The sequence below is a fragment of the Oxalobacteraceae bacterium OTU3CINTB1 genome (assembly GCA_024123955.1).
Lineage (GTDB): Bacteria > Pseudomonadota > Gammaproteobacteria > Burkholderiales > Burkholderiaceae_D > Rugamonas.
In genome coordinates, this window is sequence record CP099652.1 from 6,480,516 (window position 1) to 6,503,626 (window position 23,111).

19 protein-coding genes are annotated in these 23,111 nt (G+C 65.9%); 6 read left to right on the top strand and 13 right to left on the bottom strand.

The features are described 5' to 3' along the window. Positions 1-18: 18 nt before the first annotated feature. The 3 genes from NHH73_28255 to NHH73_28265 are packed head-to-tail and all read right to left on the bottom strand — an operon-like array spanning position 19 to position 3,268. Positions 19-1,242, bottom strand: a complete 1,224-nt coding sequence (locus NHH73_28255; protein USX26405.1) for an ABC transporter permease — start codon at positions 1,240-1,242, stop codon at positions 19-21. Then, positions 1,239-2,036 (bottom strand): ABC transporter ATP-binding protein, encoded by a 798-nt coding sequence (locus NHH73_28260; protein USX26406.1) that lies wholly within the window; start codon positions 2,034-2,036, stop codon positions 1,239-1,241. Before NHH73_28260 ends, NHH73_28255 begins: the two co-directional genes overlap by 4 nt. Then, positions 2,036-3,268, bottom strand: a complete 1,233-nt coding sequence (locus tag NHH73_28265; GenBank protein ID USX26407.1) for an efflux RND transporter periplasmic adaptor subunit — start codon at positions 3,266-3,268, stop codon at positions 2,036-2,038. The genes NHH73_28260 and NHH73_28265 overlap by 1 nt, the downstream gene beginning before the upstream one ends. Before the next feature lie 291 nt (positions 3,269-3,559). Between NHH73_28265 and NHH73_28270 the strand changes: the two genes are divergently transcribed. Next, positions 3,560-4,270 (top strand): dienelactone hydrolase family protein, encoded by a 711-nt coding sequence (locus NHH73_28270; GenBank protein ID USX26408.1) that lies wholly within the window; start codon positions 3,560-3,562, stop codon positions 4,268-4,270. Positions 4,271-4,302: 32 nt separating this feature from the next. Further along, positions 4,303-5,292, top strand: coding sequence for an alpha/beta hydrolase (locus NHH73_28275; protein ID USX26409.1), 990 nt, complete (start codon positions 4,303-4,305; stop codon positions 5,290-5,292). Positions 5,293-5,380: 88 nt separating this feature from the next. Here NHH73_28275 and NHH73_28280 read toward each other — a convergent pair whose 3' ends face one another. From NHH73_28280 to NHH73_28315, 8 genes are all read right to left on the bottom strand, one after another. Beyond that, positions 5,381-6,601, bottom strand: coding sequence for a pyridoxal phosphate-dependent aminotransferase family protein (locus tag NHH73_28280; protein ID USX26410.1), 1,221 nt, complete (start codon positions 6,599-6,601; stop codon positions 5,381-5,383). Positions 6,602-6,707: 106 nt separating this feature from the next. After that, positions 6,708-8,123 carry a HAMP domain-containing histidine kinase gene (locus NHH73_28285; protein ID USX26411.1) on the bottom strand — a complete coding sequence of 472 codons (1,416 nt, stop codon included), beginning with the start codon at positions 8,121-8,123 and terminating at the stop codon, positions 6,708-6,710. A gap of 37 nt (positions 8,124-8,160) precedes the next feature. After that, positions 8,161-8,868: a response regulator transcription factor gene (locus NHH73_28290; GenBank protein ID USX29735.1), complete on the bottom strand. Its 708-nt coding sequence runs from the start codon at positions 8,866-8,868 to the stop codon at positions 8,161-8,163. Between the two features lie 234 nt (positions 8,869-9,102). Continuing rightward, positions 9,103-10,254, bottom strand: a complete 1,152-nt coding sequence (locus tag NHH73_28295; protein USX26412.1) for a glycosyltransferase family 4 protein — start codon at positions 10,252-10,254, stop codon at positions 9,103-9,105. A 56-nt stretch (positions 10,255-10,310) separates the two neighbouring features. After that, complete coding sequence (locus NHH73_28300; protein USX26413.1) at positions 10,311-11,462, bottom strand: glycosyltransferase family 4 protein; 1,152 nt, start codon at positions 11,460-11,462, stop codon at positions 10,311-10,313. After that, the gene (locus NHH73_28305; GenBank protein USX26414.1) at positions 11,459-12,379 is read right to left on the bottom strand and encodes a GDP-mannose 4,6-dehydratase; all 921 of its coding nucleotides are present in this window, start codon (positions 12,377-12,379) and stop codon (positions 11,459-11,461) included. Before NHH73_28305 ends, NHH73_28300 begins: the two co-directional genes overlap by 4 nt. A 10-nt stretch (positions 12,380-12,389) precedes the next feature. Next, positions 12,390-13,433, bottom strand: coding sequence for a GDP-mannose 4,6-dehydratase (gmd, locus tag NHH73_28310; GenBank protein USX26415.1), 1,044 nt, complete (start codon positions 13,431-13,433; stop codon positions 12,390-12,392). Positions 13,434-13,642: 209 nt separating this feature from the next. Beyond that, positions 13,643-15,961, bottom strand: coding sequence for an NADP-dependent malic enzyme (locus NHH73_28315; protein ID USX26416.1), 2,319 nt, complete (start codon positions 15,959-15,961; stop codon positions 13,643-13,645). 428 nt (positions 15,962-16,389) lie between these two features. On the opposite strand from NHH73_28315, the gene NHH73_28320 reads away from it, so the two are divergent. Then, positions 16,390-16,923: a carboxymuconolactone decarboxylase family protein gene (locus NHH73_28320; protein ID USX26417.1), complete on the top strand. Its 534-nt coding sequence runs from the start codon at positions 16,390-16,392 to the stop codon at positions 16,921-16,923. A 26-nt stretch (positions 16,924-16,949) separates the two neighbouring features. After that, positions 16,950-17,621: an AhpC/TSA family protein gene (locus tag NHH73_28325; GenBank protein ID USX26418.1), complete on the top strand. Its 672-nt coding sequence runs from the start codon at positions 16,950-16,952 to the stop codon at positions 17,619-17,621. Between the two features lie 12 nt (positions 17,622-17,633). On the opposite strand, the gene NHH73_28330 is transcribed toward NHH73_28325, so the two are convergent. Further along, a complete protein-coding gene (locus tag NHH73_28330) occupies positions 17,634-18,539 on the bottom strand; it encodes a LysR family transcriptional regulator (GenBank protein USX26419.1) in 906 nt (301 codons plus the stop codon). Between the two features lie 122 nt (positions 18,540-18,661). On the opposite strand from NHH73_28330, the gene thiL reads away from it, so the two are divergent. Further along, a complete protein-coding gene (thiL, locus tag NHH73_28335; protein USX26420.1) occupies positions 18,662-19,630 on the top strand; it encodes a thiamine-phosphate kinase in 969 nt (322 codons plus the stop codon). Here thiL and NHH73_28340 read toward each other — a convergent pair. Continuing rightward, the gene (locus tag NHH73_28340; protein USX26421.1) at positions 19,615-22,221 is read right to left on the bottom strand and encodes an EAL domain-containing protein; all 2,607 of its coding nucleotides are present in this window, start codon (positions 22,219-22,221) and stop codon (positions 19,615-19,617) included. The genes thiL and NHH73_28340 overlap by 16 nt on opposite strands. A gap of 304 nt (positions 22,222-22,525) precedes the next feature. Between NHH73_28340 and NHH73_28345 the strand changes: the two genes are divergently transcribed. Next, entirely contained in the window at positions 22,526-23,032 is a 507-nt protein-coding gene (locus NHH73_28345; protein ID USX26422.1) for a CinA family protein, read from the top strand. The last annotated feature ends 79 nt before the right edge of the window (positions 23,033-23,111 follow it).

Consider the following 23,111-nt stretch of genomic DNA (forward strand, 5'->3'; position numbering starts at 1 on the left):
TTCGACCATCACGCGGCGTCACTCATAGCGCAGGCAATCGACCGGCAGCAGCTTCGACGCCCGCCGCGCCGGATAAAAACCAAAGAACACGCCCACCAGGCTGGAAAACCCGCACGCCACCACCACCGCCTGCAAGGTGATGAACACGTCGAATTTGCCGGTCGCGGTGATCGCCGCCGCCGCCCCCGTGGCCACCAGAATGCCGAACACCCCGCCCACCAGGCAGATGACCACCGCCTCCGTCAGGAACTGCAGCAGCACGTCGCGCGGCTTGGCGCCGATCGCCATGCGGATGCCGATCTCGCGGGTGCGCTCGGTCACCGACACCAGCATGATGTTCATGATGCCGATGCCGCCGACGATCAGCGAGATCGCGCCGATCAGGCCAAGCAGCGCGGCCAGGCCGGCGCTGATGGTCTTTGCCGTCTCCGCGAACGAGGCCAGGTTATCGATGCGGAAGTCGTCCGGCTGCTCGAACTTGATGCGGTGACGGTCGCGCAGCGTTTCGTTGATGTCTTGGATGGCGTCCTGCAGATTGCCGCCGGATTTGCCCTGCGCGACCACGTAGTGCACATTGCCGGGGAACTGCATCTTTACCAGGTTGGCGGCGGCGGCGGTGATCGGCACCAGCACGTAGTCGCTCAAATCGCCGCCGTCAACCTGCTTGCCCTCGCCGTACAGCACCCCCACCACCTGGAACGAGACGTTCTCGATGCGGATGTATTTGCCCAGCGGGTCGATCTTGTAGAAGAACTGGTCGGCGATCTTGCGGCCGATGACCACCATGCGCGCGGCCGAACGCACGTCGGCGTCGCTGAAGGCGCTGCCCTTGTCGATTTTCCAGCCACGGATCTTGAACATGTCCGGCGTGACGCCGTGCACCGTCTTCGATGCGTTCTCGTTGCCGACCGCCAGATTGAAGCCGCCTTGCAGGGTCGGCGCGGCGCCGGCCAGCGACGGCAGCCGGTTCAGCGCCGCCGCGTCGAGCATCGTCAGCGCCGGCGCGGCGCCGTTGCGCAGGCGCTGCTGCTGCGCGCGGTCGCCGCCGGGAGAAATGAACAGCATGTTGGTGCCCAGCTGCTCCAGCTGCTTGCCGATGAAGCGTTTCATGCTGTCGCCGACGGCCAGCAGCAGCACCACCGAGGCAATGCCGATGATAATGCCCAGCATCGTCAGCAAGGTGCGCAGGCGGTTCGCCAGCATCGAGCGGAACGCCTCTATCGTGATCTGCAATGGGTTCATGGCGCCGCCACGCTTGTCGGTGACAGCGGAGGATGGCCGAGGGCCGCCTCCTGGCTTAGCGCCATCTCGCGCAAACCCTCGGCGGCCGGGCCGTCATAGATGACATGGCCGTCCTTGAGGCGCATCAGCCGCTTGCTGTAGGCGGCGATGTCCGGTTCATGCGTGACCAGCAGGATGGTGATGCCGCGCTCGTGGTTCAATTGCTGGAACGAGCGCATGATCTCCTCGCTGGTCTGCGTATCGAGATTGCCGGTCGGTTCGTCGGCCAGGATCAGCGGCGGGTCGCCGACCAGCGCGCGGGCGATCGCCACCCGCTGCTGCTGGCCGCCGGACAGCTGGTTCGGCGTGCGCTTGGCGTAGTCCTTCAGCCCCACGCGCTCCAGCTCCACCAGCGCCTTGGCGTGCGCCTTCGCGCGCGAGACGCCGGCGTAGATCAGCGGCAGCGCGACGTTTTCCGCCACGCTCATGCGCTTGATCAGGTTAAAGCTCTGGAACACGAAGCCGATGGTGCGGTTGCGGATGGTGGCCAGTTCCGCACGCGACAAGGTCAGCGTGTCGACGCCGTTGAGGAAGTAGCTGCCGCCGGTGGCCTGGTCCAGGCAACCGAAGATATTCATCAAGGTCGACTTGCCGGAGCCCGACTGCCCCATCACCGCCAGGAAGTCGCCGCGCGGCACGGCCAGGTCGATCCCGAACAGCACCCTGGTCTCGACGCCGCCGGAGAAGTAGCTTTTGGTGACGCCGCGTATGTCGATCAAGGCATTGGTCAATGCGCTGCCGGCTGGTGGCGTCATCAACGCACCCCGTCCTTGTTCTCGACGATGGCGCGGGTGACAACCTTGTCGCCCTTCTTCAAGGCGCCGCCCACCACCTCCGTATAGCGGAAGTTCGACAGGCCGATCCTGACGTCGATCGGCTGCGGCTGATTCTTGGCGTCGAGCGTGTAGATCTTGAAGGTGCGCGTCAAGTCGGCCTTGGTGCGGAACGCCGCATCGTCGTCCGGCGGCGGCGCGTCCAGCGCGGCGTCGGCGCCGGCACCGGCGCCGGTCCCCGCACCCTTGCCCTTGGCCGTCCTGGCCTGCCGTTCGAGTTCCTCGTCGCTGAGGCGGAAGCGCAGCGCGGCGGTCGGAATGCGCAGCACGTTCTCGCGGTTGCCCACCAACAGGCGCACCTGCGCCGTCATGCCCGGCTTGAGCAGCTCGTCCCGGTTGTCGACATCGAGCACCACGTTGTAGGTGACGACGTTCTGCACCACGTTGGCCGCCAGGCGGAACTGCCGCATGCGCGCCTCGAACTCCCGGTCCGGATAGGCGTCGACGACGAAGCGCGCCTGCTGCCCCTCCTTCAGCGCGCCGACGTCCGCCTCCGAAACGCTGGTGTCGATCTGCATCTTGGTCAAATCCTGCGCGATCTGGAACAGGGTCGGCGTGGTGAACGACGCGGCGACCGTTTGTCCCAGGTCGACGGTGCGCTTGATGATCACGCCGTCGATCGGCGAGCGGATCACGCTGTTGTTCAAGTCCGCCTGCGCGCGCGCCAGCTGCGCCTGCGTCAGCTGGATGTTCGCCTGCGCCACGTCGACCTCGCGCTTGGACTGGTCCAGCGCCAGCGGCGAGATGAAGCTTTGCGTCACGAGGGTCTGGTTGCGCTGGTGCGTGGCCTGCGCCAGCCGCAGCGAAGCGCGCGCTGATTCCAGTTGCGCCTCGCCCTGGCGGATTTGCGCGTTGAAGATGGTCGGATCGAGCGTCAGCAGGATCTGGCCCTTTTTCACGCGGTCGTTGAAGTCCGCCTTCAGCACGTTGACCGTGCCGGACACCTGCGAACCGATGTTGATCAGGGCGACCGGATTGATGGTGCCGGTGGCCGTCACCGTCTGCGTGATGGTTCCCGTGTCGACGGCAGCGACGCGGAACCGTGGCGGCTCCACCACAGGGGCCTGGCTTTTGGAATAGAACGCCAGCGCGGCGCCGCCGATCACGATCGCGCCCACCGCCAGCGCGATCTTTTTCTTGGTGAAAAAGGCCATCGTTTTTTATCTGTCTCATAGTGGAGATCCGGCCATACGCGGATCAACCCGGCAAGTATTGAGCAGTTTTGCAAAAAACGCAATCCAGCGCCTTGCATCGCCGGCCCGCAAAGGGGAATGGAGACGGGTATCACTTAGGGGATGGAAGCCCGCACCCCGATGTCGGGATATGCAATTTTGCAATCCAACTTTGCAGGAATGGCCGTTCCCAGCGACGAAAATCGGCCCTACCATGCACTCCATCGCCAGGCCACAACGGCCTGTCAGCGGCCCACACCACGGAGCAAAAACATGAACGCATCCCTCAAGGAGTCCCTCACCGTCACCGTCGCCGACGGCAGCTTCCAGTGCTACGTCGCGCGTCCGACCGGCAGTGGCAGCGCGCCGGTCATCATTGTTCTGCAGGAGATCTTCGGCGTCAACGCCGGCATCCGCAGCATCTGCGACGACTACGCCGCCAAGGGCTACATCGCCGTCGGCCCCGATCTGTTCTGGCGCGCCGCACCCGGCCTGGACATGTCCGAGGCCAGCCCCGGCGACTGGGAGCGCGGCTTCGCGCTGTACAGCGCCTACGACTTCGGCGCCGGCGTCGGCGACATCGCCGCCACCGTGGCCGCCGCCCGCGCGATGACCGGCGCCTCCGGCAAGGTCGGCGTGACCGGCTACTGCCTCGGCGGGCTGATGACCTTCCTCACCGCCGCCCGCGCCGACGCCGACGCCTTCGTCGCCTACTACGGCGGCGCCACCGAAAACTACGCGGGCGAAGGCGCCAACGTCAAACGCCCGCTGCTCTACCACCTGGCCGGCGACGACGAATACATCGGCAAGGATGCGCAGGCGGTCATCCACGCCGCCCTCAAGGACAACGCCAACATCGAGATGCATACCTACCCGGGCTGCAACCACGCCTTCGCCCGCCCGGGCGGCGACCACTACGACGCCCAGGCGGCGACGTTGGCCAACGGCCGCACCGACGCTTTCTTCAAGCAGCACCTGAACTGATCTTTAATCCCATCGACAAATAAGGAAAAACCATGTCCGGCAACGATAACAACCAAGTCAATCCATCCCGCCGCTCCGCCATGGTGGGCGGCGCGTTCGCCGCCGCCGCGGCGGTCGCCACCGCGCTGCCGCTGGCCGCCGTCAGCACCGACAGCCAGGCCGCCGCCACCGGCGGCAAAATCCAGAAGACCGCCAGCACCATCACCACCCGCGACGGCGTCGAGATCTATTACAAGGATTGGGGTCCACGCAACGGCCAACCGGTGATCCTGAGCCACGGCTGGCCGCTCAACGCCGACAGCTGGGAATCGGCCGCCTTCCATCTGGCGAACAACGGCTTCCGCGTCGTCAGCCACGACCGCCGTGGCCACGGCCGTTCGAGCCAACCCTGGGACGGCAACGACATGGACCACTACGCCGACGACCTGGCGCAGCTGATCGAAGCGCTCAACCTGAACAACATCATCCTGGCCGGCTTCTCCACCGGCGGCGGCGAGGTGGCGCGCTACGTCGGCCGCCACGGCACCAAACGCGTCGCCAAGCTGGCGCTGATTTCCGCCGTCACGCCGCTGATGCTCAAGACCGACACCAACCCGGGCGGCCTGCCGCTGTCGGTGTTCGACGGCATCCGCGCCGCGTCCGAGGCCAATCGCGGCCAGTTGTACCTGGACTTCGCCTCCGGCCCGTTCTACAACTACAACCGTCCCGGCGCCAAGCCGTCGCAAGGGCTGATCAACGCGTTTTACAACCAGGGCATGCAGGCCGGCCATAAGAACACCTACGATTCGATCGCGGCGTTCGCCCAGACCGACTTCCGCGACGACCTGAAAAAATTCGACAAGCCGACGCTGATCATTCACGGCGAGGACGACCAGGTGGTGCCGATCGACGCCGCCGGCCGCGCCGCCGCCAAGATCGTCAAGCAGGCCAGGTTGATCACCTATCCGGGCGCGCCGCACGGCCTGACCGACACCCACAAAGAGAAGTTCAACGCCGACTTCCTGGCCTTCGCCAAGTCTTGACAGCACGCGGAGCCGCGGGCCGGTAACAGATGCCCGCGCTCCCTGTGATCAAGAAGCGCCGGGCAGAGCATTCAGTAGAAAAAGACCGTCAGGCCACCAGTCGCAACTCGCGCCCCGCCATGCGCGCCATGACGCCGACCACGTGGTCGATTTGCGCGCGGGTATGGCCGGCGTTCATCATGAAGCGCAGGCGCGCCTGGCCCACCGGCGCGGCCGGGAACTGGATCGCGTCGACATGGATGCCCTCGCGGCGCAATTCGATCGCGTAGCGCTGGCAGGTCTCGGCGTCGCCGATCAACACCGGCAGGATCGGCGTCTGCGTCGAGATGATGGTGTAGCCCAGCGGCGCCATCTTCTCGATGAAGTAGCGCTGGTTGTCCCACAGGCGCTGGCGGCGCTGCGGCTCCTCCTCCAGCAAATCCAGGGCCGCCAGCAGCGCGGCCGCCTGGTCCGGCGGCGGCGGGCAGGTGAAGCCGTAGGCGGAACTGGTCAGGCGGATCACGTCGGCCACCTCGGGCTCGACGGCGACAAAGCCGCCGATCGACCCGAGCGCCTTGCTCAGGGTCCCCATCTGCATGATGTTCTCGCTGTAGCAGTTGAAATGCTCGGAGGTGCCGCCGCCGTTGGCGCCCAGGATGCCGGTGGCGTGGGCGTCGTCGATGTACAGCAGCGCGCCATAGCGCTCGGCCAGCGCCACCAGCTCCGGCAGCGGCGCGATCGTGCCCTCCATGCTGAACACGCCGTCGCTGACGATCAGCGGCGTGGTGCCCTCCTCGGCGCCGGCCTTGAGCAGCGTCTCCAGGTGATTCATGTCGCAGTGGCGGTAGTTGTAGCGCAGCGCGCCGGACATCTGGATGCCTTCGCGGATGCTGATATGATTGAACTCGTCCGAGTAATAGGCGTACTTGTGGCGCTTCTTGGTGCGGAAGCCGTGCAGCCGCGCCAGGGTGGCCGCCTTGACGATCGACGACAGCACGCCGATGTTGGTCATGTAGCCGGTCACGAAGAGCACCGCGTCGCCCTTGTGCTTGAGCGCCCCGAGGCGCCGTTCCAGCTCGCGGTAGACTTCCAGGTCGCCGCCCAGCAGCCGCGATTCGCAGTTGCCGACGCCGTAGCGGTCGAGGCCCTGCTTGGCCGCCGCCACCAGGCGCGGATGGTTGGCCAGCGCCAGGTAGTTGTTGGTGCTGAAGGAGACCACCGTCTCGCCGCCCGTGACAAAGGTCGGATCGGGCAAGGTGCTGTGCACCAGCGAGTCGTGGTGGATCGGGTGGTGTTGCAGCCAGTGGGCGATGTCGCTTAAATCATGCATGGTGATGGAGAGTCGAGTGAGCGTGAATCCATGATAGGACCGCGCGCCTCTCCGCAAGATTGCGGTCACATTACGGGTGGGATAGCTTGGCGGCGCGTCACCGCCGTCACCCCGGCGCCAGCGGCAGCAGGATGCGCGCGACCAGCCCGGGCGCGCCGTCCTCCAGCGCCAGCGAGCCGCCGTGCGAGGTGGCCGTGGCGCTGACGATGGACAGTCCCAGGCCATTGCCGGGCAGGTGGCGGCTCTTGTCGAGGCGATAAAACCGCTGCGTCACCTTGTCGCGCTCCGCCGCCGGGATGCCGGGGCCGTTGTCGTGGATGGCGATCGAGGCCCGGCCCTGGTGCACGCCGGCGCGCACGCGGATGGCGGCGCCCGGCCCGGCGTATTTGATGGCGTTGTCGAGCAGGCTGGCGACGGCGCTGGCCAGCAGGTTGCGGTCGCCGTCGACGTACAGCGAGGCCGGCGAATCGACCGTCAGCGCGATGCCCGCATCCTCGGCGATGGCCTCGTACATCTCGCCGATGTCGGCCACCACCCGCCCCAGGTCGAGCCGCTCGAACAGGCGCGCGCGCATGCCCGATTCGGCTTCGGCGATCTGTAGCAGGCGTTCGAACAGGCGTATCAGATCGTCGATGTCGTCGATGGCGTCGTGGGCGGCGCCGGACAGGCGCGGCACCGTCATCTCGTGGCGCAGCGCGTCGTCGAGCCGCCCGCGGATGCGGCTGAGCGGCGTGCGCAGGTCGTGGGCGATGGCGTTGGAGACGTGGCGGATGCCCTCCATCAGCAGCTCGATGCGGTCGAGCATGCGGTTGATGTCGCGGTTGAGCAGCGCGAACTCGTCGCCGCCGGAGACGGGAATGCGGTGACTGAGGTTGCCCGCCTCGATCTGGGCGGCGGTGCGGCGGATCTGGCCCAGCCGCCCCTCGATGCCACGGCGGAACAGCAGCGCGCCGCCCACCGTCAGCAGCAGCGAGACGCCGGCGCCGGCCAGCAGCGCGCGCCAGATCACCTCGCGCACCGCGTGCTGTTCGCTCAGGTCGCGCCCGACGATCAGCAGGCCGCCGTCGGCCATCGGCCGCAGGTACAGGCGCGCCGGCCGGTCATGGCCGGCGCGCTTGACGACGGTGGTGACCATCAGCGCGCGGCGCGGCGGCACGGGTCCGGCGCCGGCCGGCACGGCATCGAGGTTGCCGGCGGCGGGCACGCCGTTGCCGGTGAGGAGCTGGAAGATCTCGCGGTCGCTGTCGACGCCGTCGGCCAGCTGGCGCCGCACCTCCTCGACCAGCGCGCCGTGGCCGGGGAAGCGGGCGTGTTCGATCAGGCGCTCCGATTGCATGACGATCTTGCCGTCGAGGTTATCGTCAAGCACGCCGATGGTGCCGGTGTAGAACACCGCCGACACCACCACGATCGAGAAGGTGCCCAGCAGGCCGTAGCCCAGCGCCAGCTTGGCGGCGATCGAGGCCCGCCCGAGCGGCCCGAAAGGCCGCTTGGCCGGCAACCTGGCGGCGGCGCCCGGCAAGGAAGACGGGGTAGACGATCGAGACGAGTTAGACGAATTAGCCAAGCGCCGGCCCCGTGTCGTCGGCCGCGCCGGCGCCCATGCGGTAGCCGACGCCGCGCAGCGTGTGGATCAACATGACCGGGAAATCCTTGTCCACCTTGGCGCGCAGGCGGCTGATCTGGACGTCGATCACGTTGGTCTGCGGGTCGAAGTGGTAATCCCATACCGATTCGAGCAGCATGGTGCGGGTGACGACCTGGTTCTCGTTGCGCATCAGGTATTCGAGCAGCCGGTACTCGCGCGGCTGCAAGGTGATGACCTTGGGGCCGCGCGTGACGCGCATGGTGCGCAGGTCCAGGGTCAGGTCGGCCACCTGCAGCTGGGTGCTGTCGGCGCCCGGGGCGCTGCGCCGCAGCAGCGCCTCGACCCGCGCCAGCAGCTCGGAGAAGGCGAAAGGCTTGGACAGGTAGTCGTCGGCGCCGCCGCGCAGGCCCGTGACGCGGGCGTCGATGGTGGTCAGCGCGCTGACGATGATGACGGGGGTCTGCTTGCCCAGCGCGCGCAGCTTGTCGACAATGGACAGGCCGTCGATGCGGCCCGGCAGCATGCGGTCGAGGATGATCAAGTCCCATTGCTCGCCGGTGGCGTAATCGAGTCCGTCCGGACCAGTCGCGCAGGCGGTGACCAGGTAGCCCGCTTCGCGCAGGCCCTTGCAGATGTAGTTCGAGGTTTCTACTTCATCTTCGATGACCAGGCAGCGCACGCGGTTCTCCATCATATTGGGGCGATGGGCGTATTCTACCTGCTTGGGGACAGGGACGAGGACAAGGACGAAGACAAGCACAAGGACGACCGGGTGAACCCCCGCCCGGACGACGTCGTTGCGTCGCACAGGGGGTGGCGCCATCTTGGTAGCGCCATCAATGAGGACCGTCGGCAGGACGCGGAGTTCGGTGACGATGATAGCCGCCGGCGCCCGCCGAAGACTTGCGCCAGATCAAACAGCGTGGTCGCGCGGGGCTGCGCGCTTGCCGGTGTGGCGCGCCGCCAGCTCCCGGTACAGCGCGTGGTAGTTCTCGGCCATGCGCTCGGCGGTGAACAGCTCCCAGTAGCGCGCCTCGGCGCGGCGGCCCATTTCGGCGGCGCGCTCGGGCTGCTCCCACAGCAGGCGCATGGCGCCGCTGAAGGCTTGCGGGTCGCTGGGCGGCACCACCAGGCCGGTCTCGTTGTCGATGTTGATGTAGGTGGTGCCGGTGCCGATTTCGCTCGAGATCATCGGCTTGCCGAACATCGCGCCCTCCAGCAGCGAGATGCCGAACGCCTCCGAGCGCAGGTGCGACGGGAACACCATCGCGTAGCAAAGCCGCAGCAGCGCGATCTTGTCCTCCTCCTCCACCGCGCCGACGAACGTGACGTGGGTCAGCCCCAGGCGGGCGGCGTGCTCCTTGAGCTCCTGCTCGATCGGGCCGGCGCCGACGATCACCACCGGATAATCGATGTTGGCCATGGCGTCGAGCAGGATGTGCAGTCCCTTGTAGTAGCGCAGCACGCCGACGAACAGGAAGAAGCGCTCGCCGCAGCGTTCGCGCCACTTCTCCATCACCGCCGCCGACGGCTGCGGATAAATGCTCTTATCGAGGCCGTAGGTGATGGTGCGGGTCTTGTGGGCGAAGCGCTTGAGCACCGGCGACGAGGCCAGGTAGTTGGGCGAAGTGGCGATGATGGTGTCGACGCTGCGCAGGAAGCGGCGCTTGAGCGGGCTGTAGACGCGCAGCAGGTTCTTCTGGCGCACGATGTCCGAGTGGTAGGTTACCACGCTCGGTTTGTTGATGCGGGCCATGAAGTGGGCCACGTCCATGAACGGCCACGGGAAATGATAGTGGATCACGTCGGCCTTGCGCGCCAGGCGCGCCAGCGCGCGGATCGCCGCGAACGAGAAGCCGGTCGAGGCGATCTCGAAGTCCATGCGCACGCGGTGCACGGTATGGCCTTCGAACTCGATCTGCGCCGGGCCGCCATCGCGGGTCAGCGTCAGTACTTCGTTGGTCACGCCGAGGCGTCCGGTGCCCACGCACATCTGGCGGATCACCTGCTCGATGCCGCCCCAGGTGTCGGGATAATAAGTCTTATAGAAATGGAGGACGCGCATGGATGTGGTGGGGGTTGCCGCCCTGCGGCGCCGGCCGGCGTGGCAGGGGTGGGGCGTTATTGTGACAGGACGCCATGATACACGGCGGCGGTGCGGCGGGCCGCTTCGTCCCAGGTGAGTTCGAGCGCGCGGCGCCGGCCGGCGTCGATGCAACGGGCACGCAGCGCGTCGTCGCGCACGATGGCGGTCATCGCCGCGCTCATCTCCGGCACCGACAGCGGGTCGAACTCCAGCGCCGCGCCCTGCGCCACTTCCGGCAGCGAGGTGGCGTTGGAGGTGGCCACCGGCACGCCGCTGGCGAAGGCCTCGACCACCGGCAGGCCGAAACCCTCGTACAGCGAAGGAAAAATAAAGGCGCCGGCGCCGGCGTACAGGTGGCGCAGCTGGCCGTGGTCGGTCAGCTGGTCGAGCCAGACCACGTTCTCGCCGTTCTGGCGCGCCGCCTTCAGGCGCGCCACCACGTCCTCGCTGCGCCAGCCGGGCGCGCCGACGACGACCAGCTGGCGCGCCGAGCGCAGCACCGGCGGCAGCGCCAGGTAGGCATCCAGCAGGCGCCCGATGTTCTTGCGCGGCTTCAGCGTGCCGACGAACAGGAAGTAGCCGGCGCGCAGGCCGTATTGCGCCAAGGTCGTGTCGCGCTCGGCGGCGGCCGGCGTCTCGAACCATTCGGCGCCTATGCCGTGGTGCACCACGCTGATGCGGCGCTCGTCGACGCCGAAGCAGTCGACCAACTCGCGGATCGAATAGTGCGAGCCGGTGATCACATGCTGGGCCTTGCGGGTCGCCTTGACCTGCAGCCAGTTCTTCAGGCGACGCATCTTCGGACTGCACCACTCGGGGTGGGAAATCGGCAGCGCGTCGTGCAGCGTCGCCACCACCGGGCAATCCATGCGCACGATGCGGTAGTCGGTGGCGTGGAACAGGTCCAGCGGTGCCGGCGCCAGCCGGCTGACGTTGAGGTGGACGCTGGACGGCAGGATCAGGTCGCCGAGCGTGGCGAGCGGATACGACAGCGGCAGCGCGCGGCCCACGGTCAGGCGCCCGGCCTGGCCGGGCGGGGCGAACGAAAACGGCAGCACCTCGACGCCGGCGCGCGGCAGGTGCCGCAGCAGGGCGCTGCTGTAGACGCCGATGCCGTCGGGCCGGCCGCCGCTCAGTCCCGGCTCGGCCGTCGTGGTCGACAGCCCGACCCGGGGTGCGCCACTCATGCTTCGTACATCCAGCGCAGCGTCTCGGCCAGCGGCGGCGCGGCGATCGGACCGGTGACGGCGACCAGGCGGGTATTGTCGCCGACCAGGCGCACCACCTCGTTGGCGCGCACGAAGGCCGGATTGACGTGGACGTTGATTGTATAGCCGGCGATGTCGGCCATCATGTCGAGCGCCTCGCCCAGTGAATAGGCCTGGCCCGAGCAGATGTTGAAGGTTTTGCCGGCGGCGGCCGGCGCGGCCAGCAGGCCGCGGTAGGCGCGGGCGACCGCGCGCACGTCGGAAAAGTCGCGCCACACATGCAGGTTGCCCAGCTCGATGTCGGCCGCGCGGCGGCGGAAGTGCGAGACGATTTTCGGCAGCAGGAAGTTCTCGTGCTGGCCGACGCCGGTGTAGTTAAACGGACGCACCACGATCAGCGGCAGCTTGTCCTGCCACAGGCGCGCCATGTATTCCATGGCCAGCTTGCTGACGGCGTAGTCGTTGGCCGGCGCGGCCGGCACGTCCTCGCCGATGACGCCGACGTCGGTGTTGCCGTAGATGTTGGCGCTCGAGGCCAGCAGCACCGCCGACGGTTTCTTATCGAGGCCGGCCAGCGCCTCGAGCAGGTTGCGGGTGCCCGCGACGTTGACGCGGTAGATTTGCTCGACGTCGCCGTGGCCGACAAAGGCGATGGCGGCCAAATGCGCCACCACATCGGGGCGCACCTGCTGCACCACGGCGGCCAGGCCGGCGCGGTCGTTCAGGTCGACCGGATAGCGCCCTTCGGCCTGCGCGCCGTCCGGCGACACGGTGCCGAAGACTTCATAGCCGGCCGCGCGCAGTTCGCGCTCAACGTACAGGCCGGTGAAGCCGGACAGGCCGGTGATCAAGGCCCGCTTGCCGGTGCCCTCGCTGCCCTCCAGCGCCGCCGTCACCGTGCCCACCTTAGAACGAGAAGCCGGCTTTGTTGCGGCGCAGGTCGGCCTCGACCATCATCTGGCACAGCTGTTCCAGCGTGGTTTGCGGTTTCCAGCCCAGCTTTTCGGTGGCCTTGGCCGGGTCGCCGATCAGCAGCTCGACTTCGGCCGGGCGGTAGAACTTCGGATTGACGCGCACCAGCACCTTGCCGGTTTTCTTGCAGGTGCCGATCTCGTTGTCGGCCGCGCCGCTCCACGCGATCGTCACATCGATCGCCTTGAAGGCCATGCTGACGAAATCGCGCACGGTCTCGGTGCGGTTGGTGGCCAGCACGAAGGTGTCCGGCTCGTCAGCTTGCAGGATGCGCCACATGCCTTCGACGTACTCCTTGGCGAAGCCCCAGTCGCGCTTGGCGTCCATATTGCCCAGCTCGAGCACGTCGAGCAGGCCCAGATGGATCTTGGCCACCGAGTCGGTGATCTTGCGGGTGACGAATTCACGCCCGCGCAGCGGCGACTCGTGGTTGAACAGGATGCCCGACGAGCCGAAGATGCCATACGACTCGCGGTAATTCACCGTCATCCAGTGGGCGTACAGCTTGGCCACGCCGTACGGGCTGCGCGGGTAGAACGGGGTATCTTCTTTTTGCGGCACGGCCTGCACCTTGCCGAACATTTCCGAGGTCGACGCCTGGTAGAAGCGGATCTTCGGATTGACGATGCGGATCGCCTCGAGCAGGTGGACCGGGCCGACGCCGGTGATCTCGGCGGTGGTCAGCGGCTGGTCGAACGACACGCCGACGAAGCTTTGCGCGGCCAGGTTGTACACCTCGTCCGGTTGCACCGTCTGCATCAGGCGGATGCTCGACGCCAGGTCGGTCAGGTCGTACTCGACCAGGTTGAGCTTGGGGTGCGACTGGATGCCCAGTTCTTCGATCCGCCAAAAGTTGACCGAGCTGGTGCGACGATAAGTGCCGGTGACCTCATAACCCTTTTCCAACAGCAGTTCGGCCAGATAAGCGCCATCTTGCCCGGTGATGCCCGTAATAAGGGCTTTTTTTGTTTTCGTCATGGTGTGTGGCTGCAAATTGTAAGATAAAAATTGTCCGGTATTGTAACAGGACCGTCACACGGGACGGCTCGCGCAAGGCCCGACATTACATAAATTACATCCTGTTACAGCGTGTCGGCGCCCAAAAAAAAACCGGCCCGGCTCCTGGCGGAGCGGGACCGGTATCGCCGGCCCGCGCGCGGCGGGCCGTCACGGTTGGGTACTCCGGCTTAGACCTTGCGCTGGGCCACCGAGTCGACCACGCACAGCGCGGTCATGTTGACGATGCGGCGCACGGTTGCCGACGGCGTCAGGATGTGCACCGCCTCGGCGCAGCCAAGCAGAATCGGGCCGACCGCGATGCCGTTGCCGGCCGCCGTCTTGACCAGGTTGTAGGCGATGTTGGCCGAGTCCATGTTCGGCGCCACCAGCAGGTTGGCGTCGCCGGTCAGCGTCGATTCCGGCATGATGGCGTGGCGCAGCTTCGAGTCGAGCGCGGTGTCGCCGTGCATCTCGCCGTCGATCTCCAGGGTCGGATCGAGCTTCTTGACCAGCGCCAGCGCGGCGCGCATTTTCTGCGCCGACTCGCTGTTGGACGAACCGAAATTCGAATGCGACAGCAGCGCGGCGCGCGGCGACAGGCCGAAACGGCGCATCTCCTCGGCCGCCATGACGGTGATGGCCGCCAGTTCGTTGGCGTTCGGGTTCTCGTTGACGTGGGTGTCGACCATGACGAGCTGGCGCTCCGGCATGATCAACACGTTCATCGCCGCGTACACGCAGGCGCCTTCGCGCTTGCCCAGCACCTGGTCGATGTAGTGCAGGTGCAGCTGGGTGGTGCCGAAGGTGCCGCAGATCATGCCGTCGGCGTCGCCCTTCTTGATCATCATGGCGCCGATCAGGGTGTGGCGGCGGCGCATTTCCAGCTTGGCGTATTCCTGCGTCACGCCCTTGCGGCTGGTCATGTCGTAGTAGGTCTGCCAGTAGTCGCGATAGCGGTCGTCGTGGTCCGGGTTGATGACGTCGAAATCGACGCCGTGCTTCAGGCGCAGGCCGAACTTGGCGATGCGCGTCTCCAGCACGGCCGGACGGCCGACCAGGATCGGGCGCGCCAGCTTTTCATCGACGATGACCTGCACGGCGCGCAGCACGCGCTCCTCTTCGCCTTCGGCGTAGACGATGCGCTTGAGGTTCATATCGGTCTTCTTGGCCACCTGGAACAGCGGCTTCATGAAGGTGCCGCTGCGGTAGACGAATTGCTGCAGGCTGTCGGCGTACGCTTGCAGGTCCTTGATCGGACGGGTGGCGACGCCGGAATCCTCGGCCGCCTTGGCCACGGCCGGCGCGATCTTGATCAGCAGGCGCGGATCGAACGGCATCGGGATCAGGTACTCGGGGCCGAACGACAGGTTGGTGAAGCCGTAGGTGGTGGCGACGATGTCGGACTGTTCGGCGTGCGCCAGTTCGGCGATGGCGTGGACCACGGCGATCTCCATCTCGCGCGTGATGGTGGTGGCGCCGCAATCGAGTGCGCCGCGGAAGATGTACGGGAAGCACAGCACGTTGTTGACCTGGTTCGGATAATCCGAACGGCCGGTGCAGATGATGGCGTCGCCGCGCACGGCCTTGACGTCGTCCGGCAGGATCTCCGGATTCGGGTTGGCCAGCGCCAGGATCAGCGGGTTCTTGGCCATGGCCTTGACCATGTCCTGTTTGAGCACGCCGCCGGCCGACAGGCCGAGGAAGATGTCGGCGTCGGGGATCACTTCGGCCAGGGTGCGGGCCGAGGTGTCGCGCGCGAAGCGTTCCTTGTCCGGGTCCATCAGCTCGGTGCGGCCCTTGTAGACCACGCCGGCCAGGTCGGTGACGTAGATGTTCTCCAGCGGGAAGCCGAGGTCGACGATCAGGTCCAGGCAGGCCAGCGCGGCCGCGCCGGCGCCGGACACCACCAGTTTGCAGTTTTTAATATCCTTGCCGACGTACTGGATGCCGTTCATGATGGCCGCGCCGACGATGATGGCGGTGCCGTGCTGGTCGTCGTGGAAGACCGGGATCTTCATGCGCTCGCGCAGCTGGCGCTCGATGTAGAAGCACTCGGGCGCCTTGATGTCTTCCAGGTTGACGCCGCCGAAGGTCGGCTCGAGCGAGGCGATGATGTCGACCAGCTTGTCCGGGTCGAGCTCGTTGATTTCGATGTCGAAGACGTCGATGCCGGCGAACTTCTTGAACAGCACGCCCTTGCCTTCCATCACCGGCTTGGCGGCCAGCGGGCCGATGTTGCCCAGGCCCAGCACGGCGGTGCCGTTGGTGATGACGGCCACCAGGTTGCCGCGCGCGGTGTATTTATAGGCGGCGGCCGGGTCGATGACGATTTCTTCGCACGGGGCGGCCACACCGGGGGAGTAGGCAAGCGCCAGATCGCGCTGGTTGGTCAGTTGCTTGGTCGGCGTAACGCTGATTTTGCCTGGGGTCGGGAACTCGTGGTACTCGAGCGCGGCGACGCGCAATTGTTGACGAATTTCTTCTTTTTTCTCAGATGACGAATCCATGCTGTGCTGCCTTCCTGTTTGTGCGGTCGGAAAGCTTACGATTTTATCAGACCAATTCTTTCATTTAAGTAGGTATTTTCACCAACGGTGATGACGGTTATTGGCAGAACTTATTGTTCCAGAGGGCAATTGGCCGAATTTTTGGTGTTTTTAGCAGCTTTAGGCTATCAATAGCTTCAATATAGTCACATTTGATTAATAATTCAGTTTAGCTATTGATACACGCTTACTGATTGAGATTATGAATATTTTGACCGGTTCCCCAGAAAGTTCCGGCGCGGTCACGCCGGGCATCGACGGCCGCTTCGCCAATCACAGTTCTACTGTCGGAGGAATAAAGCGTATGCCGGCCACCTTCCTACCCTGAGAGACTAAACAACTTCATAGTTCGTCCTGTCGCAACCCACATTAACCTCCAAGGACCAACCATGAAAACTTTCACCATCCCGACCGCTGCCACCGTCTCGCCCGCCAACCAAGCCATTTTCGAAAAACTCCAAAAGGGCTTGGGCATGGTGCCCAACCTGTACGCCACGCTGGCACACTCCGAAAGCGCGCTGGGCAATTACCTCACGCTGCAGAACGGTAAAAGCTCGCTGAACGCGAAAGAGCGCGAAGTCATCAACCTCGTGGTCAGCCAGGTCAACGAGTGCGCATACTGCCTGGCAGCCCATAGCGCGCTCGGTGCCATGGCCGGCTTCACTCCCGAGCAGATCATCGCCATCCGCAGGGGTGGCGCGCCGTTCGACGCCAAGCTCGATGCCTTGGCGCGTCTGGTGAAAAGCGCCACCGAGCGCCGTGGCCAAGCGGAACCGGCGCTGGTCGACGCCTTCTTCGCCGCTGGCTATATGGAGGGCCAACTGGTGGATGCGGTGATGGTCATCGGCGACAAGATCATCACAAACTACCTGCATGCGCTGACCCGGGTGCCGGTCGACTTCCCCGCAGCGCCGACACTGTAAATAACGCACCCAAAGGAAAACCAGTCATGACGTTACAAGCAAAACTCGACGCATTCAAGGCCGACTTCAAGGGCGGCAAAGCCCCTTACTTCGCACCTGCGGAAATCCACCCCGTGATGGAACGCGCCACCGCCGAACTGATCGAATCCGGCCAAGCCGGCCGCGCGCTGAAGGCGGGCGACCGCGCGCCCGTGTTCACCCTCAACGATCCGGATGGCCAGCAGGTCTCGTCCACAGACCTGCTGGCGCAAGGGCCGCTAGTCGTCAGCTTTTACAGGGGCGTGTGGTGCCCCTACTGCAACCTGGAACTGCAGGCACTGCAAGAAACGCTGCCGCAGTTCAAGGCCGTGGGCGCCAACCTGGTTGCCATCTCGCCGCAAACGGCCGCCAACAGCCGCAAGTCGCAGCGACAGAACAAGCTGGACTTCCCTATCCTGAGCGACACGCACAATGATATTGCCGCCGCGTTCGGCCTTCGCTTCGCACTGCCAGACTACTTGGTGGACCTGTACAAGCGCTTGAAGAACGATCTGCCGGCCTTCAACGACGACCCGGCCTGGACCCTGCCGATGCCGGCCCGCTACGTGATCGGCAAGGATGGCGTCATCGCCTATGCCGAGGTCAACCCCGACTACACGCTGCGACCGGAACCGGACAGCATGCTGCCAGTGCTGCAGAGTTTGCTAACCAGCACCTGATCCATTGGCCGCTCACTCTAGCGCTGGCGCATCACCGCCCATGATCTCCTGTACAAAGGCCGTGAACGCACGCGCTTTGGCGCTGGCCAAACGGCCGGACGGATAGACCGCCCACAAGTCTATCGACGGTAGGCTCCAATCGGCCAGCACGCGTTCCACCGCGCCGCTGGCCAGTTCTGGCGCGAACATCCACTCCGAGACAATGGCCAGGCCGACGCCGCCACACACAGCCGCCCGCACGCCTTCGGCCGCGTTCACGCGCAGCCGGCCGTTGACGGCGACCGACAACTGAGTGCTGTCGCGTTCGAAGGACCATGTGTTGTCGCCACCGGCATCCGCCAGGTAAACCACCGCCTCATGCCGGACCAGATCCGCCGGCACTTTCGGCACGCCGCGCCCGGCAAGATAGGCAGGAGCGGCCACCACCGTGCGCGGTCCGGTGGCGATGCGGCGCGCGGTCATCGATGAATCGCCGAGCTCGCCCATGCGCAACGCCACGTCGATGCCATGTTCGAGCAGGTCTATATTCCTGTCGTCGAGCATGACCTCGACGTCGAGCCCCGGGTGGCTGTCCAGGAAGCGCTTGATATGCGGGATAACGTGCAGGCGCGCGAAAGTGACCGCGGCGCACACCCGCAGCTTTCCTGTCAGGCCCGCACTGGCGTCGCGCGCCGCAGCATCGGCCTCGTCCGCCATGGCAATCGCCCGCTTGACGAATTCGTAGTACGCCTGCCCCGATTCGGTCGTGGTCAGGCCGCGCGTCGAGCGTAGCAGCAGTCGGGTTTGCAGCCGGTCCTCCAACTGTGCGACCGCCTTGGAAACGGCGGGCTGGCCCACGCCGAGTCTGCGCGCGGCGGCCGAGAATGAGCCAGTCTCCACGGTACAGACAAAGGTTTCCATCAAAGTGAGTCGATCCATCGGTTTCCCTAGCGATGCGCCTTGCCGCTATACCGGGCATTCCGCGCAGGAATGAATTATAGGCGCGACGGCGCCGCGCGCGTTTTTTGTGTTCTTCGCCAGCCGGCTGGGTACAATAGGCCATGATCTCCGAATTCGACCTCATCAAAGAATACTTTCAGCGCCCCCAGCAGCCGGGCCGGGCCACGCTCGGCATCGGCGACGATTGCGCGCTGCTCACCCCTACCCCCGGCATGCAGACGGCGATTTCGTCCGACATGCTGGTCGAGGGCCGCCACTTCTTCGCCGGCGAGGACGCTTTCCGGCTGGGCCACAAAAGCCTGGCCGTGAACCTGTCCGACCTGGCGGCGATGGGCGCGCGGCCGGTCGGCTTTACCTTGGCGCTGGCGCTGCCGCTGGCAGATCGCGCTTGGCTGGCCGGCTTCTCGCACGGCTTGTTCGCGCTGGCCGACGCCTTCAACATCGAGCTGATAGGCGGCGACACCACCAAAGGTCCGCTGACCATCTGCATCACCGTATTCGGCGAGCTGCGTCCGGGGCAGGCATTGCGCCGCAACGCCGCGCAGGTTGGCGACGATATCTGGGTGTCGGGCACCTTGGGCGACGCGCGCCTGGCGCTGGCCGGCTACCGCCTTGAACAATCCCTGGACGCGACCATTCTGCATACGGCGTCGGTGCGCATGCACACGCCGGTGCCGCGGGTGGAACTGGGCGCCGTGTTAGGCGAACAGGGCATCGCCCGCGCGGCAGTCGATATCTCCGATGGCCTGGTCGGCGATCTCGGTCATATCTTGTCGATGTCGAACGTAGGCGCGACCTTGAACGTGGATGCGCTGCCCCCGGGCGAGGCGCTGACGGCCTTCCCGCAGGAGCTGCGGCGCCGGTTCACCGCCGCCGGCGGCGACGATTACGAGTTGTGCTTCACCGCGCCGGCGTCGGCCCGCGCGGCGGTCATCGCGGCCGCCGGCAGCGTGGCCACGCCGGTCACGCGCGTCGGCAGCATCGAGGCGGCGCCGGGCCTGCGCCTGGTGGACGCCGCCGGCCAGCCGCTAGACCTCAAGCTCGCCGGCTTCGATCACTTCACGTCCTGAAGCGCGGTCACATCCTCGTCCGGCTGACCGGCGCGCAGGCCGCTGCCGTGCATCAGCCAGTAGTGGTGGAACGCCAGCCGGATGTTGTCGCGCAGTTGGGTGTCGTCCCACGGCTTGGTGTAGAAACGGTAGATGGCGCCCTGGTTGACCGATTCGAGCACCGCGTCGAGCCCCATGTAGCCGGACAGGATGATGCGGATCGTCTCCGGATACATGTCCTTGACCTGGCCGAGGAACTCGGTGCCGTTCATGCCCGGCAGGCGCTGGTCGCACAGGATCACCTGCACCGGGTGCAGCGCCAGCAGCTCGAACGCCTCGCTGGCCGATCCGGCCGTCAAAATCTGGTAGGCGTCGCGCTGGAACAGCTGGTCGAGCGACCATAAAATATCCGGATTGTCGTCGACGATGAGCAGCGTTTGCGCCGGCTGGTTAGGCGCCGACGGATCGACCGGCAGGCAGCGGCCCGATTCGACCAGCACCGCCATGTCGGCCGGCGCCACCGGACGGCTGAAGAAATATCCCTGGATTTCATCGCAGCGGCTGCGCCGCAGGTATTCGAGCTGCGCGCGCGTTTCCACGCCCTCGGCGATCACGCGCAGCTTGAGGCTGTGCGCCATGCTGATGATGGCCGTGGCAATCGCCGCGTCGTTCGGATTGGTGGTGATCTCGCGCACGAAGGCGATGTCGATTTTGAGCTTGTCGATCGGGAAGCGCTGCAGGTACGCCAGCGACGAGTAGCCGGTGCCGAAATCGTCGATCGCGACCTTGATGCCGATCGCCTTCAGATTGGTCAGCACCATGATGGTGCGCTCGGCGTTGGACATCAGCGCGGTTTCGGTCAGCTCCAGTTCCAGCAGTTCCGGCGGCACCTCGTGGCGCACCAGCGCCGAACGCACCACCTGTTCCAGGTCGCCCTCGATGAACTGGCGGCTGGCGACGTTGACGGCCACGCGCACCGGTCCCACGCCGCTGCGCAGCCAGGCGCCGATCTGCTTGCAGGCGGCGTCGATGATCCAGGCGCCGACGCGCACGATCAGGCCCGTGTCCTCCAGCACCGGCACGAACTCGGACGGGAACACCAGCCCGAAGCCGGGCCGTTGCCAGCGCAGCAGCGCCTCGGCGCCGGCGATGGCGCCGGTGTGCAGGTTGACCTTGGGCTGGTAGTACAGCAGCAGTTCGTCGTTGTCGAGCGCGCGGCGCAGCGCCAGCTCCATGTCCAGCCGCGCCAGCACCTGCACGTTCATGCCGGCGGTGAAGAAGCGGTAGCCGTCGCGGCCCGCCTGCTTGGCGCGCTCCATCGCGGTGTCGGCGTATTTCAGCAGCGTTTCCGGGTCGGTGGCGTCGTCCGGATACATGGCGATGCCGATGCTGGCGCTGAGCACCGCCGGGTGGCCGTTCAAATCGAACGGCAGGCGCAGCGCCTCCCTCACCTCGTTGGCCGTGTGGACGGCGTCCTGCTGGTCGCGCGGCATCGACAGGATCAGCGCGAATTCGTCGCCGCCCATGCGCCCGACCGTGTCGCGCAGGCGCACGCATTGCACCAGCCGGTTGCTGAACTGGCGCAGCAACTCGTCGCCCAGCGCGGCGCCAAGCGAATCGTTGATGTTCTTGAAGCGGTCCAGCGCGATGAACAGCACCACGATGCGCCACGATTTTTCCTGCGCCAGCGAGATCGCGTCGGCCAGGGTCTGGAAGAACAAGGTGCGGTTGGGAAGACCCGTCAGGCTGTCGTAATGGGCCATGTGCTGCAGCAGTTCCTCCGAGTGGCGCCGCTCGCTGATGTCGCGCGCCACGCCCAGCATGACGTTCGACTGGCCGGGACGCGTGAGCAGCTGCCAGTAAATCTCCACCGGCACCGAAATTAGGTCGCGCCGCATCAATTCGAGTTCGGCCAGCTCCGGCGCGCGCGCCTTGCCGACGGCGGCGGCGTAGTCGTCGAGCCGGTGCGCCTGCGCGCGCAGCAGCGCCTGCGTGCCCAGGCCGAGCCGGCTGGCGGTCTGGCCCAGCATCTCGTCGCGCGGGTAGCCGAGCATGCGGCAGGCGCCGTCGTTGACGTCGACCAGTTCGGCGGTGGCCGCGTCGAGCAGGAAAATGGCGTCGGCGGTGGCGTCCATGGCGCTGCGGAAGCGCTGCAGTTCGACCGTCCGCTCGCGCACCGTCTGCTCCAGGCGCACGCTGTAGTTGCGCGCCTCGCGGTGCAGCAGGCGCACCTCGAGCATGTTGCGGATGCGCGTGAGCACCTCGACCGGGTCGATCGGCTTGCTCAGGAAATCACGCGCGCCCGATTCGAGCGCCTTGAGTTTATGGTCCGGCTGGGCCGTGACCACCAGCACGGGCAGCCAGGAATCGGCCTCGAGCGGGCGCAGCGCGTCCATCACCTCGAAGCCATCCATGCCGGGCATCTGCAAGTCGAGGATGATGAGGTCGTACCGGTGTCGGCTGTGCCAGTCGGCCACCACGCGCGAGTCGGTGGTGGACGTGACGGCCTTGTAGCCCGTCGATTTGAGCAGGAATTCCAGCAGCTCCACGTTGACGAGCTGGTCGTCGACGATCAAGATGCGTGCATGAAAAATATCAGTCTGGCTGATCATGGGATGCGCCTCCGTGGGCTCTTGAACCGGCGTTCTGGCCGGATCAGTCCGATTTCTTCCCGCAAGCGACTTCGGCTTGCTTGTCTGGTGCGCGTTCCGCGGTGTTTGGGCAGAGCACGCTACGCAGTGCTATTGAGTGTACGCAAGTTCAAATCGCCGGTCTAATGTTTTTATGCAAAGTTAGGGTTGCCGTTAATCAGCGGTGCATCGCTGGCAACGATTGTGATCTGCATGGTACAGTGGCAGCACGCCCAGCGGGATATCCCAGCCGGCTCCCGAACGCCGCTTCAGAAGGAGAGTTTACATGAGCACCGAGATGACATCCGATAACGCTAGCACCATCCTCGACCTGGCCGCGCAGGTCGGCAAGGCACTGCAGGACAAGGGCCTGATCCTGGCCACCGCCGAGTCGTGCACCGGCGGCGGCGTGGCGCAGGCCATCACCGAGATCGCCGGCTCGACCGCGTGGTTCGACTGCGGCTTCATCGCCTATTCCAACGCCTCCAAGAGCGAGCTGCTGGACGTGTCGGCCGCGCTGATCGCGCAGATGGGCAGCGTCTCCGAGGAGGTGGCGGCGGCGATGGCGAGCGGCGCCCTCGGTTCGAGCAACGCCCATCTGGCCGTCTCGACCACCGGCATCGCCGGCCCGACCGGCGCCGTGCCGGGCAAGCCGGTCGGCACCGTCTGCTTCGGCTGGGCCAACGCCGACACCGTCCACACCGAACGCCTGGTCTTCAGCGGCGACCGCAAGGCGGTGCGCGAACAAACCGTGATCCACGCCTTGCAGGGCCTGCTGCGCTTTATTGATTAACCTGGTTTCATCGCCCTGATGGCGCCATCACTTTCGTGATGGTTGCCTTCCTGCCACAAAACAATTACTCTCGATGCGT

Excerpts from the sequence above, each read along its gene's own strand:
- NHH73_28325 (USX26418.1), top strand. The coding sequence starts at position 16,950 with ATGACGTTACAAGCAAAACTCGACGCATTCAAGGCCGACTTCAAGGGC.
- NHH73_28330 (USX26419.1), bottom strand. The coding sequence starts at position 18,539 with ATGGATCGACTCACTTTGATGGAAACCTTTGTCTGTACCGTGGAGACT.
- NHH73_28315 (USX26416.1), bottom strand. The coding sequence starts at position 15,961 with ATGGATTCGTCATCTGAGAAAAAAGAAGAAATTCGTCAACAATTGCGC.
- thiL (USX26420.1), top strand. The coding sequence starts at position 18,662 with ATGATCTCCGAATTCGACCTCATCAAAGAATACTTTCAGCGCCCCCAG.
- NHH73_28265 (USX26407.1), bottom strand. The coding sequence starts at position 3,268 with ATGGCCTTTTTCACCAAGAAAAAGATCGCGCTGGCGGTGGGCGCGATC.
- NHH73_28300 (USX26413.1), bottom strand. The coding sequence starts at position 11,462 with ATGAGTGGCGCACCCCGGGTCGGGCTGTCGACCACGACGGCCGAGCCG.
- gmd (USX26415.1), bottom strand. The coding sequence starts at position 13,433 with ATGACGAAAACAAAAAAAGCCCTTATTACGGGCATCACCGGGCAAGAT.
- NHH73_28270 (USX26408.1), top strand. The coding sequence starts at position 3,560 with ATGAACGCATCCCTCAAGGAGTCCCTCACCGTCACCGTCGCCGACGGC.
- NHH73_28280 (USX26410.1), bottom strand. The coding sequence starts at position 6,601 with ATGCATGATTTAAGCGACATCGCCCACTGGCTGCAACACCACCCGATC.
- NHH73_28255 (USX26405.1), bottom strand. The coding sequence starts at position 1,242 with ATGAACCCATTGCAGATCACGATAGAGGCGTTCCGCTCGATGCTGGCG.
- NHH73_28340 (USX26421.1), bottom strand. The coding sequence starts at position 22,221 with ATGATCAGCCAGACTGATATTTTTCATGCACGCATCTTGATCGTCGAC.
- NHH73_28345 (USX26422.1), top strand. The coding sequence starts at position 22,526 with ATGAGCACCGAGATGACATCCGATAACGCTAGCACCATCCTCGACCTG.
- NHH73_28295 (USX26412.1), bottom strand. The coding sequence starts at position 10,254 with ATGCGCGTCCTCCATTTCTATAAGACTTATTATCCCGACACCTGGGGC.
- NHH73_28320 (USX26417.1), top strand. The coding sequence starts at position 16,390 with ATGAAAACTTTCACCATCCCGACCGCTGCCACCGTCTCGCCCGCCAAC.
- NHH73_28260 (USX26406.1), bottom strand. The coding sequence starts at position 2,036 with ATGACGCCACCAGCCGGCAGCGCATTGACCAATGCCTTGATCGACATA.
- NHH73_28275 (USX26409.1), top strand. The coding sequence starts at position 4,303 with ATGTCCGGCAACGATAACAACCAAGTCAATCCATCCCGCCGCTCCGCC.